Consider the following 16,256-nt stretch of genomic DNA (forward strand, 5'->3'; position numbering starts at 1 on the left):
ATTGTCCGTATCCCTCGGTTACTCACAAGTAGGAGGCAACGATGCCCGCGCCGGAAGCCGATGTATTCGACCGCCTCAGCGCGCTGGCCGCGATCGAGGCGCCCGCAGATCGTCAGCGCAGGACGATCGCCGAGACCTTCACCGGAAAGCCGCTCGGCAGCGTGCCGGTCGGCACGGCAGCTGATGTCGCCGCCGCCTTCGAGAAGGCCAGGGCCGCGCAGCGGAGCTGGGCAGCCAAGCCGGTGGCCGAACGCGCCGCCGTGCTGGATCGTTACCGCGCGCTGGTGGTGGAGCACCGTGAATTCCTGATGGACGTCGTGCAGGCCGAGACCGGCAAAGCGCGCTGGGCGGCCCAGGAAGAGATCATGGGCCTGATGTTCGCGGCCCGCTATTTCGCCAGGATCGCGCCGAGCCTGCTGGGCGGCCACCGAGTACCGGGCGCCTTTCCGGTGCTCAACCGCGCCTCCGTGCGGTACCAGCCCAAAGGCGTGGTCGGCGTCATCGCTCCGTGGAACTACCCGCTGCTGCTGTCGATCGGCGATTCCATACCGGCGCTCATCGCGGGTAACGCCGTGGTGGTCAAACCCGACAGCCAGACTCCGTTCTCCACGCTGGCCAGTGCGGAATTGCTCTACCGGGCCGGTCTGCCCCGGGAGCTGCTCGCGGTCGTCCCCGGGCCGGGCGGCGTTGTCGGCACCGCGATCGTCGAGGCCTGCGACTACCTGATGTTCACCGGGTCGTCGGCGACCGGCCGCACCCTGGCCGAACAGTGCGGCCGCAGGCTGATCGGCTTCTCCGCCGAACTCGGCGGGAAGAATCCGATGATCGTGGCCGCTGGCGCCGACCTGGACAAGGCCGCGCGGGCGGCCGTGCGCGCCTGCTTCTCCAACGCCGGGCAGTTGTGCATCTCGATCGAGCGGCTCTATGTCGAGCGTCAGGTCGCCGCGGCGTTCACCGAAAAATTCGTCGCCGCCACGAACGCCGCCAGACTCGGTGCCGCCTACGATTATTCGACCGACATCGGCAGCCTCATCTCCGAAGCGCAACTGGAGACGGTGTCCAAGCACGTCGCGGACGCCACCTCCAAGGGAGCGAAGGTCCTCACCGGCGGAAAGGCCCGCCCGGATCTGGGTCCGCTGTTCTTCGAGCCGACCGTCCTCGGCGAAGTGACCGACGAGATGGAATGCGGCCGCGACGAAACCTTCGGACCGCTGGTGTCGATCTATCCGGTCGACGATGTCGAGGAGGCCGTGCGCCTGGCCAATGACACCGCCTACGGTCTCAACGCCTCGGTGTGGGCGGGAAGCAAGTCCGAAGGCGAGCGGATCGCGGCGCGGCTGCACGCGGGCACGGTCTGTGTGGACGAGGGCTACGCGCCGGCATGGGGCACCACCGGGGCGCCGATGGGCGGTATGGGTATCTCCGGTGTGGGGCGCCGCCACGGGCCGGACGGCCTGCTCAAATTCACCGAGCCGCAGTCGATCGTGGTCACCCGTTTCATGAACCTCGACGCGCCGAAACTGTTCCCCAAGGGCAAGTGGCAGCCGTTCCTGATGACGGTGGCCCGGAGTCTGCGTTTCCTGCCCGGGCGCTGAGACACGACGTCCGTCCGGGTGGTCGTGCCCACCCGGACGGACGACCCGCCGGTTCGGTCGTGCAGGGGTCACGCCAACCGGTCGGCTCCGGTGCGCGGCGGCCCGCCCGCCGCCATCGCCGCTGCTTCTTCGTCGGTGAGCAGCCGTGATCTGATGACGAAACGCATGTCCTCGAGTGCGTCCGAGGGGCCGCCGCCGGGCTCGTCGGCCACGTCCACGGTGAGGTGGGCGTGCTTCAAGTGCTCGTATTGCTCCCCGCTGATCCACAATTCGGTGTGCCAGGGAAGGCTGCCCAGCAGAACGTCCTCGCCGCCGATCCGGGACTCCCGGATGGGCAGGCAGCGGGGCGATCCGCTGTCGTGGTGTCCGCCGGATTGGTGCAGCAGCACGGCCCCGTGCTGGTCGATCACATGGCGCAGCACGGCCCTGGCGCGGTCGGTGATGTCCACCCGATGCGTTCGGTGCGCCGCCGTACCGCGTGGGCGACGGAGCCGGGCGTCGGGTAGTCGGCGATGCCGGAGTCCGGCCCCCGGTCTGGTGTAGCTCATGATTCCTCGCAGATATCTCGGACCGACCCACTATGGTCCGCCGAGGTTGGTGCGAGGTTGGTGGGAAAATCTCAGTCGCGCAGCGCGGTATGCAGCCGAGCCGCGACCAGGGCGCGGCGCACGTCGTCGGGCGGCAGCAACCGCAGCGCGTGCTCGTGCACCGCGATGTCACGGGGCACGCGTTCGCCGAACGCCACCGCGTGCTCGGCGCGGTCCCCGGCGAGCACGGCGGTGCGCACACCCACGTCGAGATGATCACGCCACTGCAGCACGGCGGGCGCTTCCGATCCGGGCAGCAGTGGCCCCCGGTACAGCCAGACCGCCGAGGTGGTGTCGCCCGCGGTGACGGCGGCGAGCAGGTCGACGGCGTCGCAGGACACCGGACCGGTGAGGGCATAACGGCGATTGCTGATCTCGCCGCCGATCGCGCGGCGCAGGTGCGAGACGTCGGCTTTCAGCGTGCTGATGGAAACCGCGCGGTCACCGTAGAGGGCGGCGTGCAATTGCTCCGGGGAGAAGCCGTCCGGCTGGAGCGCCAGCAGCGCGAGGATCTCCAATTGCCGAGGGGGCAGGGGCAGCGGCACGCCGTCGCGCACCAGTCGCGCGGCGCCGAGACATTCCAGCCGGATTCCCGGCTCGGGCACGGGCGCGGCCGTGCGCAACATCGTCTCCACCGCCGTCACCAGCGCGCGCACCGAGGTCCGCACCGCGGGATGGGAACGGTCCCAGGTACTGGACAGATCCAGCGCCCCGACCTGCCTGCCGTCGGGGCCGTGGATCGGTGCGGAATAGCAGACCCAGCCGTGCAGGGCGGCGACCAAGTGCTCGGCGGAGAACACGGAGGCAGGGCGATCGGTGTGCAGCGCGAGGGCGAGGCCGTTGGTGCCCATATGGCTTTCGTCCCAGCAGCCGCCTGGTGCGAGATTGACCTGCTCGGCCTGCCTGCGCAGGGTGCGGTCACCGCAGGACCACAGGACGGTGCCCGCGCTGTCGGTGACCACGGCCAGATAACCGGAGTCCTCGGTGACGGCGCGCAGTTCACCCGCCAGCGCCGTCACCGGATCGCGCAACGGGGAAGCGACCCAGCGGTCGCCGATGTCGTCCACTCCCGGCGCGCCGGTGGTGCCCGGATCGACGGTGTGCAACGACCGCCGCCAGGATTGCGCTACTTCGTTGCGCAGGACGGTGTTCCGTGGCTCCGGTGTCGCCCGCGGAGCCGTCGCCCAACGCTCCCATTCTCTTTCCAGTTCGACCCGCTGTTGCGTGAGGGTGCGGAACCGCGCCACGTGGAAGACCCATCGTCGTGTGAGCTCGTATTCGCACTCTCATTCTGGCGGACGCCGGTGACGGTGGCGAACTGTTCGAGCCCTACCGGCTGGTCACGCCATAAGCTGCTGGCATGGCGACCGGTACTCCACGTGCACGCCTCGCCGACGTGCACGCAGTGGCCTCGGGCATGCCCCACGTGACGCGCGTCGACGGACCACGCGGCAACCCGATCTACCAGGTCGGGGGCAAATCGTTCGTGTTCTTCCGCAATCCGCGTCCGGACGCGGTCGACCCGGCGACCGGCGAGCGCTATGCCGATGTGATCGTGATCTGGGTGCCGTCGGAGTCGGACAAACAGGCGCTGGTCCAGGACCCGGACTCGCCGTTCTTCACCACGCGGCATTTCGACGGACATCCGTCGGTCCTGGTGCGCGCGGCCGAACTCGGCGAACTGAGCCGTCGGGAGCTCACCGAGGTCATCCAGGACGCCTGGCTGGCCCGGGCCTCGCGTAAGCGCGCGGCGGACTGGCTTGCCGCCCATCCGCCGCGCTGAGCGGTCACTTCCGGATGAAAACGCCTGCGACGTCGGCGTTCTTGATCGGGGTGTCGGCATTGGCCTGAGCGCCGCACAGCAAGTCGACCGAGACCATCGTCGCGTCCACCACGGTCCCCGCCGGCTCGCGGTCGTCCTTGCTCTGTTGCTTGACGAACTTGGTGATCGTCGTGCGCTTGGTGTCCTGGTCCTGCTTGATGTACTCGCTGCACGGGGTGTCGCCGCCGCGGTTGAGCGCGCGTTCGATGTCGGTGCAGCCCGCGAGCGCCATGGCGACCATCGCGATCCCGAGGCCGGTTCGGCCGGTCCGTGACAGCGTGGCGTTCATGGGACTCCTCCTGAGGTTCGGCGGCGCTGCCCGCCGCGATCGGACTCCAGACTAGAGCGCTCCCGGGCGTATGTTCACCACGACAGGGGCTAGGCGCGAAAGACGCACAGCGGGACGTCGATCTCCGCGGGGGTGAGCGAACCGTGGTGACCGACCAGCCGGGACTGCAGCGGTTCCGCGCCGGTCCGGATGACGCCGCGCCGCCCGTGTGCGACCACGATCAGATCGCCGATGCGCTGGGCGATCGCGGGGTCCACGGTGGGCCCGAACCAGCCTCGGCGCACGGTTTCCGCTTTGCCGAGCACCTCGAAGTCCGCGCCGAGGGTGGCCTGCCAGGCTGCCGCGACATCGGATTCGGCGCCCGGCTCGGTGTAGACGTGCCGGGCGCGGGCTTCACCGCCGAGTGCCCGGACACCCTCTTGCAACACGGGAGTGGTGTCGAAATCGATACGGTCGTCCAGCAGCACCATGCCGTGATCGGCGGTCACCAGCAGCGCCGCTCCGGCGGGCAACTCCTCGGCGAGCGCGGCGGCGAGCCGGTCGGCATGGGCGAGTTCCAACTCCCAGGATCGCGAGGCGGGTCCGCGCACGTGTCCGGTGAGGTCGAGATCGCCGTGGTAGGTGTAGACCAGGGAGCGTGGACCGGCGCGCAGCGCCTCGCTCACATTGGCGACGAGATCGCCGAACGACAGCTGGGGACGGAACTCGCAGCCGCGCAGAACCGCCTCGGTCAGTCCCGATCCCGCCTGATCGCGCGGCGACACCTGGGCGACGGCGATGCCGTCGGCGGCGGCGCGCTGGAAAACCGTTGTGCGCGGCTGGAACTCCGTCGGAGCGAGTTCCTTCCGCAGGTCGGACTTCGGTACGCCGTGCAGCCGCCAGGACAGCGGAGTGAACAGCGAGTCGTAGCCGGGGACGTGGAACAGATAGCCGACGATGCCGTGCTCGCCGGGAGGAACGCCCACCCCGAGCGAGGCCAGGCTGGTGGCCGTCGTCGTCGGGAAACCGGCCGTGAGCGAGGTCGGCGCGAGACCGGACAGGAAGGGCGCCGCAGCGGGATTCGCGACCAGATCGTGGTAGCCGAGCCCGTCCACCAGCAGGACGCAGACCTGGTCGGCGTCGAGCTCCAGCCCGAGGCGGTCCGCCTCGCCGGGCACGCCGAGACCGGCGAGGACGGAGGGGAACAGGTCGGCCAGGGAACCCGTACCGTAACGCGGCGCGACGAACACGAAGGTCAGGATGTCAACGCGGACGGCAGGCTGGCAAGGGCGTTCACGCCTGCCCGGTCTCGAAACGGCTCACCTTGCCTTCGCGCAGGACGAATCGCCAGGTGGTTCGCATCGAGCCCCAGCGTGTGTTGGTGTAGTCGGCGACCAGTTCGGTGCCGTCGTCGCCGACCGACTCGACTTGCATGCGGGCATTGCTGTCGAAGATCTCCGCTTCGGTCCACTGGGCGAGGTTGCGCTCCACACCGTCGTCGGACATGGTGGCGTCGTCGGTGAGCACCGCGTAGAACCGGTCTTGATCATTGGCGTTGAGCGCGTCGACGAACTCCTGCACCGTCGGATCCAGCTGCGCGGTCATCCGTGTCGTCCTCTCGGATCGGTGTGGGGAGCATCGGAGGAGCAAACGTCTGGCGTTCACTCTAGGGCAGCGGCGGCGCGCCGGGTTCGATCAATGTCGCGAAGGTCCGCATCACGTCGTCCACCAACGCCGAGCCGGTGGTGCCGAACTGTCCCGCGCGCTTCTCCAGCTGTCCGTCCAGCCACAGCGAGGCCAGGCCGTGGCCGAGTCCCCAGAACATGACGGCCAGTGTGTCGGCTTTGTCGGCGGGCAGCGCGCCCGCGCGAACGCACTCCGTGATCGCGTCGGCCAGCACTCCGAAAGCCGCGTCGCCGGCTGCCATGGTGTCGGGATGCTTGTCGGGCTGGGAGAGTTCGGGCCGGAACATCAGGCGGAAGTAGGCCGGTTGCTCGCGGGAGAACCGCACGTAGGTGTTCGCCAGCGCGGTCAGGGCGGCCATGGGCGTTTCCGCCTCGGCGCGGGCGGCCGCCAGTTGCGCTCCGAGCATCTGGAAACCCTGGGTGGACAGTGTTGCCAGCAGCGCGGCTCGGTCGGGGAAGTGGTGGTACGGCGCCGCGGTGCTCACGCCTGCCTCGCGAGCCACCCGGCGCAGGCTGACCGCGGCGAGCCCTTCGGTTTCGATCAAACGCAGGCAGGCGGCCAGCAGCGCGTCGCGCAGGGCGCCGTGGTGGTAACTGGTCCGCGTCACCGTCCGAGCGTATGCGACGTGTCCTGGACAACCTAACTATGCGGTGCTTAGATTATCTGAGCGGCGCTCAGATGGGTGCGGCGCAGCCACTTCACGAGACGGATGAAGAAATGAGCACACGGGTATCGGTCACCGGCGCAACGGGTTTCGTCGCCGGTCACGTCATCGCCGAATTGCTGGAGCATGGCTACGCCGTGCGCGCGACGGTTCGCGACCTCGCCGACACCGGCAAACGGGCACACCTGGTCGAGCTGGCCCGGCGAACCGGGAGCGAACTGGAGTTCGCGCAAGCCGACCTGAACGGCGACGACGGCTGGGCAGCCGCCGTCGCGGGTAGCGCCGCGGTGCTGCACGTCGCCTCCCCGTTCCCCACCACCCCGCCCGACGACGAGCGAGAACTCATCGACACGGCGGTCGAAGGAACGCTGCGCGTGCTGCGCGCCTGCGCCGCCGCGGGCACCGTCCGCCGGGTGGTGCTCACCTCCTCGATCGCGGCGATCGTCGCCGGGCACACCGAGGACGTTCTGCGCACCGAGGCCGACTGGACGGTGGTCGAGCGCAGCCCGGCCTATCAGAAGAGCAAGACGCTGGCCGAGCGGGCGGCCTGGGATTTCGTCGCACGGCTTCCGGCGGGTGAGCGATTCGAACTGGTCGTCGTCAACCCGGGAATGGTGCTGGGGCCGGTGCTGTCCACCACGACGAGCACCTCGCACGAGCCCATACGGAGACTGCTCGCCGGGGACGTGCCCGGCACGCCCCGCGTCGGCTGGGCGCCGGTCGACGTGCGCGATCTCGCCGTGGCGCATCGGCTCGCCCTGGAAACGCCGGAGGCCGCAGGCAACCGCTACATCTGCGCGGGCGAGCACCTGTGGATGGGGGAAATGGCGCGCATCCTCACCGAGGAATTCGGGCCGCGCGGATTCCGGGTGCCGACCAGACAGTTGCCGAATTGGCTGGTGCGCGGCGTAGCGATCTTCGACAAAGGCGTCCGGCTGACCCTGCCGGCCCTGGGGCGCACCGAGTCGCTCAGCGCCGAGAAAGCCCGGCGCGAACTGGGCTGGACCATGCGCCCGGTCCGGGAAACCGTGCTGGACACCGCCGAAAGCTTGCTGCAGCACGGGATCGTCGCACCACCGCGAGGCAAGTCCACCTCCCGGGCGGTCGCGCCGCGCGCCGTACGCGTCTGAGGAGGCGGGCATGCTGATCGCGACGTTGATCATCACCACGGTCGCCATGACGCGGCGCTGGTTCGCCCGTCGATCCCCGCGCGCGAACGCCGTAGCGCGCAACGCTCCCGGCCCGGTCCGTCGGGCCCTGCGCAGGCCGGTACCGGTGGTCGCCGCTGTCGTCGCGCTGCTCGGCATCGTGGTGGCCGCGGGTGCGCTCGCCCAGTGCTGAATCGGCCCCGAAGTACGGCGGTCCGGCCCGGTTCGCTAGACAGGACACGTGACTGCGCAGCGCCCCTTCCGGTTCGGTGTCAACATGGTGGTCCCCGAGTCCAGGTCGAATTGGATCGAAAAGTGCCGTCGAGCAGAGGAACTCGGCTTCGACGTGGTGGGTGTCGCCGACCATCTCGGCCTGCCCGCGCCGTTCCCCGCGATGATCCTGGCCGCCGAGGCGACCGAGCGGGTGCGGTTGAACACCTTCGTGCTCAACACCGCGTTCTACAACCCCGTCCTGCTGGCCCGCGACGTGGCCGGTGCCGACCAGTTCACTGACGGGCGGGTCGAACTCGGGCTCGGCGCCGGCTACGTGCAGGCGGAATTCGAGGCAGCGGGCATCCCGTTCGAAAGCGGGAGCAAGCGCGTCGAGCACCTGGAACAGACGGTGGTCACATTGCGCGGCCTGTTCGCCGATCCGGAGTATCAGCCGCAACCCGCGCAGCCGTCGGGACCGCCCGTGCTCATCGGCGGATGGGGTGATCGCTTGCTCGCCGTCGCCGCGCGGCACGCCGACATCATCGCCTTCACGGGCGCGGCGGCTGCGCGCAATGGCGGGCCACTGCAGATGGCCGGGCTCGACGAGATCGAGGAGCGCGTCGCCTATGTGCGGGATCTGCTCGGTCCGCGGCTGGACAAGGTCGAGTTCAACATCCTCGTGCAGCGGGTGGTGCCGCCCGAGGAGCGCGCGAGCGTGCTGGAGGTCTTCGGTCCGGCGCTGCCGCCCGATGTCGCCGACTCCCCGGAGGAACATCCGATCCTGCTCATGGGCACTCCCGAGGAGATGGCCGACCGCCTGCGCGATCGGCGTGATCGCTACGGCATCACCTACATCACCGTTCTCGAGGACAGCATGGAGAAGTTCGCCCCGGTCATCGCGTTGCTGCGCTGATCCGCCGGACGCGAGTCACGGCAGCGGATCGATGATGACGCGCGGATCGATCTGCCTGAGCCGCCTCGGGCGGCTGGTCAGGCAGGGCCAGGTGCGGGCGACCGCCTCGCGGGTGACATGGCCCGCGGCGACGAGGGCGTCGGCGGGGGCCGCGCCGCCGAGTGGTGTGAGCGGCGGGCTCACGGTGCGGTCGAACGACGGGACGACGGTGTGCGGCAGGCCGACCAGCACGGCCAGGAGGTCGAGCCGATCGGCCGGAATGTGCGTGCGCGCCGCCGCGAGAACGGTGCTCGGAACGACGATGGTGTTTCCCGCGTCGACCGTCGCCCAGACGACCGCTTGGGCGTAGTTGGCGCGGTTGGCGAACGCGACGACGGCGGCGGCGTCGAAGACGACTCCGCCGAGTGCGCGGGTGGTCACGCCGCGCCTGCGTGCCGTACGTCCACCTCCTCGCCGGGTAGTAGCGGTGGCGTCGGCACGGCGTGGTCGGGCAGCGTGCGGATGGCCTTTCGCGGTCTGTGCTCCCGAAGCGGCGGCATGCCCACGACTCTAGCCGGGTGCGTCCTCGCGATGGACGATCACGCGGGTTTGTGCCACAGCAGTGTGTAGCGCCACATGAGCCGCCGCCGCATGCGCGCTCCGGGCAGGAGTTCCGCTGCGGCGGAGCGGATCTCGGCGTATCCGTCCACGGGGTCGCGCGTTCGCGCACTGGGCCAGGAGACGCGGTGCGCGAGGTCCATCGCCCGGGTGAGCGGCACCAGTGGGAAGTAGTGGAAGTCCGTGCGCGGCGTCATCTTCCACACCCCGACCACGGCGAGCACGCCGCCGGGCGCGACCAGGTCGCGCAGTGCCGTGAGCCCCGCCCGCAGCGAAACATGATGCAGCGTGGCCACGGTGGTGACGACATCGAAAGAGCCCGCGTAGTCGAGGAAGTCGGCCTGTTCGAGCGACACGCCCGTCGTGGCGGTGGCTGCGCCGATGATGTCCGGGTCGACGTCGATCCCGGTGACCGCCAACCCGCGTCCGGCCAGTTTGCCCGCCAGCAGCCCGTCCCCGCAGCCGATGTCGAGGGCGGTGCGCGCGGAGAGTGGCACCTGCTTCAACAGCCAGGGGTGGTAGCGGGTGTTGTGATTCCAGTAGGGATCGTCGCGCACGTTGTCATCGTAAGGCGGTGGCTAGCCGTTGGGCTCCGTCACCGTGAACCGCTGGGCACCGGTCACCCGGAGCAACTCCAGGGCCGACGCTTCCCGGCTGCCGGGCGCCGCCGAATAGACGACGACGGCTTGGTCGGTGTCCGGGACGAGCAGGGTGTCGCAGTCCAGCCGCAACGAGCCCAGGTCCGGGTGATCGATCGTCTTGGTCGCGCTGCGCCACTGCCCCGACCGCCGCGCGTTCCACAGTTGCTCGAATCGTGGACTGCGGGAGCGCAGTTCGGAGACCAGGCGTAGGAGGCCGGGATCGTCGGGGTAGCGCGCGCGGGCGCTGCGCAGGCTGGCGACCGAGAACGCCGCGGCATTGTCGGCCTCGGCGGGTGTCATCATCACCCGTCCGGGTTCGGTGCCGAGGAAACGCTGCCAGATGATGTTGCGCTGGGTGGGCGGCCACACGGAGAAATCGCCGAGCAGCGCGGTCGCCATCGGATTCCAGGCCAGCAGATCAGCTTTCGCCGACAGCACCAGCGCGGGCAGATCCGCCATCCGGTCCAGCAGACGCAAGACGCTGGGCCGCACCACCATGTCGATGCGGCCCTCCTGCGGAGGCGCCGCGCCCGCGAACTGGAACAGCAGCGTGCGGTCCTCGTCGTTGAGCCGCAACGCGCGGGCCAGCGCGGCCAGCACCGAGCTGGACGGACGGGGACCGCGCCCCTGTTCCAGCCGCACCACGTAGTCCACGCTGACGCCGGCGAGCAGCGCCACCTCCTCGCGCCGCAGTCCCGGCACCTGCCTGCGCGAGCCCGCGGGCAGCCCGACGTCCACCGGACGCACTCGCTCGCGCGCCTGCCGGAGCAACGCGGCCAGCTCGGTTCGATCCACATCCCGATCATGCCGCAGCCGGTCGACGCCGGGGTGGGAGCGCTGCTCCCAGGAGTTGGCAGCCCTGGTGCGCGGTTGCTTGGACACGTGACGCTGGCACCCGTGAACGACACGACTACGGCCCTGGTGACCGGGGCGAACAAGGGCTTGGGACGCGAAACCGTCCGCAGGTTGGCGGATTTGGGCTGGCGGGTGTTCCTGGCCGCGCGGGACGAGAAGCTGGGGGAGGCGGCTGCGGCGGAGCTGACCGCGACGGGGGCGCCGGTCGAGTTCATCCCGCTCGACGTCACCTCTGCCGCGTCGATCGCGGCCGCGGTCGAGCAGTTCCGGCAGCGCACCGCGCGGCTGGACGTGCTGATCAACAACGCGGGTATCGGAGGGACCCGGAAGCTGCCGGATCAAGTCGAGGCCGCGGATATGCGCGCGGTGTTCGAAACCAATGTCTTCGGTCCGGTTCAGGTGACGAACGCGTTCCTGCCGCTGCTGCGTGCCGCCGAGCAGCCGCGGATCGTGATGGTGTCCAGCGGTATCGGTTCACTGGCGCGAACCTCCGACCCGGCCCGGATCGAATCCACGTTGCTCGGCCTGCCGTATCCGGCGTCGAAGACGGCGCTGAACATGATCACCTCGCAATACGCCCGCGCGCTTCCCGGCATCCAGGTCAACGCGGCCGACCCCGGCTACACCGCGACGGACCTGAACGGTCACTCCGGCTTCCAGACCGTCACCGAAGGGACCGACGCGATCGTGCGGCTGGCGACGCTCCCGCCGGACGGACCCACCGGCGGGTTCTTCGACCGCACCGGGCCGGTCCCGTGGTGAGCTGACGACGGGACCGGCTACCGAGGCGAAGTCCCGAAGGTGCGGGCCGATGGGCGCCTCGGTCCGGGCTCGCGCAAGTCAGCGGGCGCCTCCGTTGACATACAGCGTCTGGCCGCTGACGTAGCTCGCCTCGTCGCTGGCGAGGAACGCGATGACCGCGGCGACTTCGTCGGGCTGTCCCACCCTGCCCAGCGGCGTACGGTCCGCGGCGGCTTTCTGATGGTCTTCGGCCGTCACACCGACCCGGTCCGCGGTGGCGGCGGTCATGGCGGTGGCGATATAGCCGGGCGCCACCGCGTTCACCGTGATGTTGTAGGGCCCGAGTTCGAGAGCGAGCGTCGCGGTCAGTCCCTGGATGCCTGCCTTGGCGGCGGCATAGTTGGCCTGGCCGCGATTGCCGAGCGCCGACCGGCTCGACAGCGACACGATCCGGCCGTATCGCTGGGCCACCATGAACGTCTGCGCTATCTGCGCACAGTGGTAGGCGCCGGTCAGATTGACCGCGAGTACCGCGTTCCAGTCTTCCTCGGTCAGGCGGAAGAACAGGTCGTCGCGCGTGATCCCCGCGTTGTTCACCAAGATCTGCGGACTGCCCAGATCGGTTGCGACACGGTCGAATACGTTCTGCACCGACGCGCGGTCGGTGACGTCGCAGACGTAACCGCGCGCCACGCCGCCCGCCGCGGTGATCCGCGCGGCGGTCTCGCCGGGCTCCTCGCGGTCGAGTACGGCCACGGCGGCGCCCTCGGCGGCGAGGCGCAGCGCGGTGGCCGCGCCGATGCCCTGAGCCGCGCCGGTGACAACGGCGACCCGGTCGGTGAAGCGGTGCATCGGAGGTACTCCTGTCAGAACGCGGCGACGCCGGTCAGTGCGCGGCCGATGAGCAGTTTCTGGATCTGGCTCGTGCCCTCGTAGAGGGTCATCACCTTGGCGTCGCGCAGATACTTGCCGACGGGGAATTCGTCGATGTACCCGTAGCCGCCGAAAACCTGCACCGCGCGATCGGCCGCACGGACCGCGGCCTCGGAAGCGAACAGCTTCGCTTTGGAGGACGCCAGGGCGAATTCCTCGCCGCGGTCGACGAGATCGGCGACCCGCCACACCAGCAGCCGCGCCGCGTCGACGTCCAGCGCGATGTCGGCGAGCAGTTCCTGCACCAACTGGTGGGCCGCGATCGGCTTGCCGAACTGTTCCCGCTGGGTGGCGTAGCCGACGGCGGCGTCCAAGCACGCCTGCGCCAGCCCGACGCAACCGGCCGCGACCGACATGCGGCCCTTGGCCAGCGCCGCCATCGCCACGGTGAAGCCTTTGCCCTCGGCGTGCAGGCGGGCGCTGTCGGGGACGCGCACCCCGTCGAGCACGAGTTCGGCGGTGGCCTGTCCGCGCAGCCCGAGCTTGCCGTGGATCTCCCGCGCGGTGAAGCCGGGGGAGTCGGTCGGGACCAGGAACGCGCTGATGCCCCGATGCCCTTCGCCGCCGGTACGCGCGAACACCAGCGCCACATCGGCCCACGTGCCGTTGGTGATGAACATCTTCGTGCCCGACAGCACCCAGTCCGAGCCGTCGCGCACCGCGCGGGTGCGCAACTGGGCGGCGTCGGATCCGGTACCTGGCTCGGTGAGCGCGAAACAGCCGAGCGCCTCGCCTGCGACCAGCCGCGTGAGCCAGGCCTGCTTCTGTTCCTCGGTGCCGAAGTGGTGAATCGACTTGGCGACCAAGCCGAGCGACACCGACACGATGCCGCGCACGGAGGAGTCGCCGCGCCCTAATTCCTCCAGGACCAGGCAGTACGTGAGGTGGTCGCCCGCGCTGCCGCCGTACTGCTCGGGGATGGTGAGCCCGAGGAAGCCCAGTTCGCCGAGCCGGGCGACGATCGACCGGTCCACCTGTTCGTCGCGATCCCACCGGGTGGCGTGCGGCGCGATCTCCCGGTCGACGAAATCGGCCGCCAGCTGTCGCGCCGCCGTCTGCTCGCCGGACAGTTCGAGGTTCATGCGCGGTAGGCTAGCGAAGAAAAAACTTGCACCGCAAGTTTTCGGCGTGGAGCGTTCGCGGAAGGCTGGGTCGACCGTCGTTTCACCCGCGAATGCGTCGTGCCGCTATCGGCCCGTCGCACATGGCCGTGGTGACCGGGCGAGCGGCCCCGAAGGGGAGGAGCCGTGATCGGAGGTGGGTTAAGCGGTGACCGCTCCGAATTCCGTCGCGAGCCAGGCGGGGAACTCGGTGAGGTCGGCAAGCACCACGTCCGCGCCCGCCGCGCGCAGTTCGTCGGCCGAGCACGGACCGGTGCTGACGCCGACCGCGAAGACGTCCGCGGCGCGCGCGCCGTTCATGTCGCCGACGTGGTCGCCGACGAACAGATTCGCACCCTGTTCGCGCAGCGTCGCCGCCTTGCCTGCCGACCAGAGGTCGCCCGCGAGATGATCGACGCGCCAACCGAGTTCGGCGAGGTGCAGCTGCGCGAGCGGGGCGTGCTTGCCGGTGACGACGACCACTCGTCCGTCACGTGCCTCGACAGCCGCCAGCGCGGCTTGCGCGCCGGGCATGGGGGGAATGCTCGACACGATCGTCGGATAGAGCGCGCGGTAGCGGGTCACCAGGGCCGGAACGAGATCCTCGGGTGCGCCCGCTTCGACGAGCAAGGTGGCCAGCGGCGGGCCGAGCCGATCGACGAAGGTCGTCCCGTTCAGCGGCAGATCGAATTCGATGCCGAGCAGGTCGATGGCCCGCGCGACGCCCGGCCGCGAGTCGATCAGCGTCATGTCGAGGTCGAAGCCCACGGTCCAGGTCACCTGACCGACCCTAATCGCCCATGCCGCGGCGTGCCGGTCCGGATGTTGTGATTCACAACTCGGCCGCGCGAGTGGTGGGATCGTGCGGAGCGTGTCGCGTGGTGGCGGTGCCCGTCGTGATCCACGTGGAACCGCCGATGCACTCGATGCCGGATAAAAGATTGTGCCGCAGAATGTTTCGGCAGCGAGTGCAAATCGGCGTCAGGTGTATCGCCGAGTCAGGATCCGGTCGGCGGGGCGGCGTCCAGCCGCGGTTCGGCGAGGGTGGAGCGCTTGCGTCCGTATCCGAGGTAGACCGCGATGCCGACCAGCACCCACACGCCGAACCGCACCCAGGTCAGCGCATCCAGCGTGGTCGCCAGCAGCAGGCACCCGATCAGCGCGAGCACCGGAACCACGGGCACCAGCGGGGTGCGGAACGGGCGTTCGCGCTCGGGCTCCACCCGGCGCAGCACCAGCACGCCCACGCACACCACCGCGAACGCCGACAGCGCGCCGATGTTCACCAGTTCCACCACGATGTCGATCGGCAGCAGTCCCGCGATGACCGCGCCGAGCGCTCCCAGCAGCAACGTCAGCCGCACCGGAGTGGCACGTTTGCCGGTGGCCGCGAGGGAGTAGGGCAGCAGCCGGTCACGGCACATCGCGAACATCAACCGCACCTGCGCGTACACGATCAGCAGCAAACCCTTGGTGAGCGCGATGATCGAGGCGATCACGATGACGTCGCCGATCCAGCCGATGCGCACCGCGCCGAACGCGGCGGCGATCGGTGCGCTGTTGTTCAGCGTCACGAACGGCACCATGCCGGTGAGCACGGCGCTGACCAGCGCGTAGAGCACGGTGGCGATGAGCACCGTGCCGATGATGGCGAAGGGTACGTCGCGCCGAGGGTTGCGCGCCTCCTCCGCCGACGCGGCGACCACGTCGAAACCGAGGAAGGCGAAGAACGCGATCGCGGCGCCGCCGATGATCCCCCCGAGCCCGAACGGCGCGAACGGGGTCCAGTTGTCCACGCTCACGTGCGGGGTGCCGACGGCGATCACCAGCACCAGCACACCGATGGTCACCAGGACCAGCGCCTTGGTGATGCGGGCGGTGAACGTCACCTCACCCACCAGCACCGCGACGACGGCGGCGACGATCAGTACGGCGGGCAGGTTCACCACGCCGCCTTCTCCGGGCCCCGCGACGAGTGCGTGCGGGACGGTGATGCCGAACAGTGAATCGAGCGCGGACACCGTGGTCGCGGACCAGCCGATCGCCACCGCGGCGCCCGCGATGACGAACTCCAGCAGCAGGTTCCAGCCGACCAGGAACGCCGGTGCTTCGCCAAGGGTCGCGTAGGTATAGGTGTAGGCGCTGCCGGAGACCGGCACCATCGCCGCGAGTTCGCTGTAGCACAGCGCTACCAGCACGCACACCGTTCCGGCCAAGGCGAACGACAGCATGATGGCGGGCCCGGCCTTCTCCGCGGCCGCCACGCCGGTGATGACGAAGATCCCCGCGCCGACGATGGTGCCGACGCCCATGGCGGTGAGATCGAGCCGACCGAGCCTGCGCGCCAGCGTGGGCGCGCCCGCTTCGGTCGCGGTGTCGGGCAGGCGGCGGCGCCATCGCCGGGCTGATGCGGTGGTCATGACTCCCTCGGGAACGGTCCGTCGGTCGCGGCCGGTGTGCCGGACAGATAGACCATTCTCGCCGCGCAGCAGC

General features: G+C 69.8%; 20 protein-coding genes. 6 read left to right on the forward strand and 14 right to left on the reverse strand.

Going from position 1 to position 16,256, the window contains the following annotated elements; translation table 11 throughout:
• Positions 1-41: 41 nt before the first annotated feature.
• Positions 42-1,595 carry a succinic semialdehyde dehydrogenase gene (locus ACIA5H_RS12280; RefSeq protein ID WP_397075852.1) on the forward strand — a complete coding sequence of 518 codons (1,554 nt, stop codon included), beginning with the start codon at positions 42-44 and terminating at the stop codon, positions 1,593-1,595.
• Between the two features lie 68 nt (positions 1,596-1,663).
• Here ACIA5H_RS12280 and ACIA5H_RS12285 read toward each other — a convergent pair whose 3' ends face one another.
• Positions 1,664-2,143 carry a DUF779 domain-containing protein gene (locus ACIA5H_RS12285; RefSeq protein WP_379254430.1) on the reverse strand — a complete coding sequence of 160 codons (480 nt, stop codon included), beginning with the start codon at positions 2,141-2,143 and terminating at the stop codon, positions 1,664-1,666.
• A gap of 71 nt (positions 2,144-2,214) precedes the next feature.
• A complete protein-coding gene (locus tag ACIA5H_RS12290; RefSeq protein ID WP_397075855.1) occupies positions 2,215-3,429 on the reverse strand; it encodes a transcriptional regulator in 1,215 nt (404 codons plus the stop codon).
• A 113-nt stretch (positions 3,430-3,542) separates the two neighbouring features.
• Between ACIA5H_RS12290 and ACIA5H_RS12295 the strand changes: the two genes are divergently transcribed.
• The gene (locus tag ACIA5H_RS12295; protein WP_397075857.1) at positions 3,543-3,965 is read left to right on the forward strand and encodes an MmcQ/YjbR family DNA-binding protein; all 423 of its coding nucleotides are present in this window, start codon (positions 3,543-3,545) and stop codon (positions 3,963-3,965) included.
• 4 nt (positions 3,966-3,969) lie between these two features.
• On the opposite strand, the gene ACIA5H_RS12300 is transcribed toward ACIA5H_RS12295, so the two are convergent.
• From ACIA5H_RS12300 to ACIA5H_RS12315, 4 genes are all read right to left on the reverse strand, one after another.
• The gene (locus ACIA5H_RS12300; protein ID WP_379254426.1) at positions 3,970-4,293 is read right to left on the reverse strand and encodes a hypothetical protein; all 324 of its coding nucleotides are present in this window, start codon (positions 4,291-4,293) and stop codon (positions 3,970-3,972) included.
• A gap of 89 nt (positions 4,294-4,382) precedes the next feature.
• Complete coding sequence (locus ACIA5H_RS12305) at positions 4,383-5,522, reverse strand: alkaline phosphatase family protein (protein WP_397075859.1); 1,140 nt, start codon at positions 5,520-5,522, stop codon at positions 4,383-4,385.
• Positions 5,523-5,565: 43 nt separating this feature from the next.
• A complete protein-coding gene (locus tag ACIA5H_RS12310; RefSeq protein WP_355073947.1) occupies positions 5,566-5,877 on the reverse strand; it encodes a nuclear transport factor 2 family protein in 312 nt (103 codons plus the stop codon).
• Positions 5,878-5,938: 61 nt separating this feature from the next.
• Positions 5,939-6,565 carry a TetR/AcrR family transcriptional regulator gene (locus ACIA5H_RS12315; RefSeq protein WP_355073945.1) on the reverse strand — a complete coding sequence of 209 codons (627 nt, stop codon included), beginning with the start codon at positions 6,563-6,565 and terminating at the stop codon, positions 5,939-5,941.
• A gap of 110 nt (positions 6,566-6,675) precedes the next feature.
• Between ACIA5H_RS12315 and ACIA5H_RS12320 the strand changes: the two genes are divergently transcribed.
• From ACIA5H_RS12320 to ACIA5H_RS12330, 3 genes are read left to right on the forward strand one after another with little or no spacing between them, the layout of a single operon-like run.
• The gene (locus ACIA5H_RS12320) at positions 6,676-7,752 is read left to right on the forward strand and encodes an SDR family oxidoreductase (protein ID WP_397075862.1); all 1,077 of its coding nucleotides are present in this window, start codon (positions 6,676-6,678) and stop codon (positions 7,750-7,752) included.
• 10 nt (positions 7,753-7,762) lie between these two features.
• Complete coding sequence (locus ACIA5H_RS12325; protein WP_379254422.1) at positions 7,763-7,963, forward strand: hypothetical protein; 201 nt, start codon at positions 7,763-7,765, stop codon at positions 7,961-7,963.
• A 48-nt stretch (positions 7,964-8,011) separates the two neighbouring features.
• Positions 8,012-8,896, forward strand: a complete 885-nt coding sequence (locus ACIA5H_RS12330) for an LLM class F420-dependent oxidoreductase (protein WP_355073940.1) — start codon at positions 8,012-8,014, stop codon at positions 8,894-8,896.
• Between the two features lie 15 nt (positions 8,897-8,911).
• Here the strand turns inward: ACIA5H_RS12330 and ACIA5H_RS12335 are convergent, their stop codons facing one another.
• From ACIA5H_RS12335 to ACIA5H_RS12350, 4 genes are read right to left on the reverse strand one after another with little or no spacing between them, the layout of a single operon-like run.
• On the reverse strand, positions 8,912-9,316 hold the full coding sequence (locus ACIA5H_RS12335; protein ID WP_397075865.1) for a hypothetical protein: 405 nt from the start codon (positions 9,314-9,316) through the stop codon (positions 8,912-8,914).
• Positions 9,313-9,435 (reverse strand): hypothetical protein, encoded by a 123-nt coding sequence (locus ACIA5H_RS12340; RefSeq protein WP_355073936.1) that lies wholly within the window; start codon positions 9,433-9,435, stop codon positions 9,313-9,315. Before ACIA5H_RS12340 ends, ACIA5H_RS12335 begins: the two co-directional genes overlap by 4 nt.
• A 39-nt stretch (positions 9,436-9,474) precedes the next feature.
• Positions 9,475-10,050 (reverse strand): class I SAM-dependent methyltransferase, encoded by a 576-nt coding sequence (locus tag ACIA5H_RS12345; protein WP_397075868.1) that lies wholly within the window; start codon positions 10,048-10,050, stop codon positions 9,475-9,477.
• Positions 10,051-10,071: 21 nt separating this feature from the next.
• Complete coding sequence (locus ACIA5H_RS12350; RefSeq protein ID WP_397075870.1) at positions 10,072-11,016, reverse strand: helix-turn-helix transcriptional regulator; 945 nt, start codon at positions 11,014-11,016, stop codon at positions 10,072-10,074.
• A gap of 15 nt (positions 11,017-11,031) precedes the next feature.
• Here ACIA5H_RS12350 and ACIA5H_RS12355 point away from each other — a divergent pair, with 15 nt between their 5' ends.
• Positions 11,032-11,751: an SDR family oxidoreductase gene (locus ACIA5H_RS12355; protein WP_379254414.1), complete on the forward strand. Its 720-nt coding sequence runs from the start codon at positions 11,032-11,034 to the stop codon at positions 11,749-11,751.
• A gap of 78 nt (positions 11,752-11,829) precedes the next feature.
• Here the strand turns inward: ACIA5H_RS12355 and fabG are convergent, their stop codons facing one another.
• From fabG to ACIA5H_RS12375, 4 genes are all read right to left on the reverse strand, one after another.
• A complete protein-coding gene (fabG, locus tag ACIA5H_RS12360; protein WP_397075873.1) occupies positions 11,830-12,582 on the reverse strand; it encodes a 3-oxoacyl-ACP reductase FabG in 753 nt (250 codons plus the stop codon).
• Positions 12,583-12,596: 14 nt separating this feature from the next.
• The gene (locus tag ACIA5H_RS12365) at positions 12,597-13,745 is read right to left on the reverse strand and encodes an acyl-CoA dehydrogenase family protein (RefSeq protein WP_356964311.1); all 1,149 of its coding nucleotides are present in this window, start codon (positions 13,743-13,745) and stop codon (positions 12,597-12,599) included.
• A 180-nt stretch (positions 13,746-13,925) separates the two neighbouring features.
• Positions 13,926-14,543 (reverse strand): HAD family hydrolase, encoded by a 618-nt coding sequence (locus ACIA5H_RS12370; RefSeq protein WP_397075875.1) that lies wholly within the window; start codon positions 14,541-14,543, stop codon positions 13,926-13,928.
• A gap of 218 nt (positions 14,544-14,761) precedes the next feature.
• Positions 14,762-16,183 (reverse strand): amino acid permease, encoded by a 1,422-nt coding sequence (locus ACIA5H_RS12375; RefSeq protein WP_355073926.1) that lies wholly within the window; start codon positions 16,181-16,183, stop codon positions 14,762-14,764.
• Between the last annotated feature and the right edge of the window lie 73 nt (positions 16,184-16,256).

This window comes from Nocardia sp. NPDC051900 (assembly GCF_044452545.1).
GTDB lineage: Bacteria > Actinomycetota > Actinomycetes > Mycobacteriales > Mycobacteriaceae > Nocardia > Nocardia sichangensis.

Excerpts from the sequence above, each read along its gene's own strand:
- ACIA5H_RS12280 (WP_397075852.1), top strand. The coding sequence starts at position 42 with ATGCCCGCGCCGGAAGCCGATGTATTCGACCGCCTCAGCGCGCTGGCC.
- ACIA5H_RS12285 (WP_379254430.1), bottom strand. The coding sequence starts at position 2,143 with ATGAGCTACACCAGACCGGGGGCCGGACTCCGGCATCGCCGACTACCC.
- ACIA5H_RS12295 (WP_397075857.1), top strand. The coding sequence starts at position 3,543 with ATGGCGACCGGTACTCCACGTGCACGCCTCGCCGACGTGCACGCAGTG.
- ACIA5H_RS12300 (WP_379254426.1), bottom strand. The coding sequence starts at position 4,293 with ATGAACGCCACGCTGTCACGGACCGGCCGAACCGGCCTCGGGATCGCG.
- ACIA5H_RS12310 (WP_355073947.1), bottom strand. The coding sequence starts at position 5,877 with ATGACCGCGCAGCTGGATCCGACGGTGCAGGAGTTCGTCGACGCGCTC.
- ACIA5H_RS12320 (WP_397075862.1), top strand. The coding sequence starts at position 6,676 with ATGAGCACACGGGTATCGGTCACCGGCGCAACGGGTTTCGTCGCCGGT.
- ACIA5H_RS12325 (WP_379254422.1), top strand. The coding sequence starts at position 7,763 with ATGCTGATCGCGACGTTGATCATCACCACGGTCGCCATGACGCGGCGC.
- ACIA5H_RS12340 (WP_355073936.1), bottom strand. The coding sequence starts at position 9,435 with ATGCCGCCGCTTCGGGAGCACAGACCGCGAAAGGCCATCCGCACGCTG.
- fabG (WP_397075873.1), bottom strand. The coding sequence starts at position 12,582 with ATGCACCGCTTCACCGACCGGGTCGCCGTTGTCACCGGCGCGGCTCAG.
- ACIA5H_RS12365 (WP_356964311.1), bottom strand. The coding sequence starts at position 13,745 with ATGAACCTCGAACTGTCCGGCGAGCAGACGGCGGCGCGACAGCTGGCG.
- ACIA5H_RS12375 (WP_355073926.1), bottom strand. The coding sequence starts at position 16,183 with ATGACCACCGCATCAGCCCGGCGATGGCGCCGCCGCCTGCCCGACACC.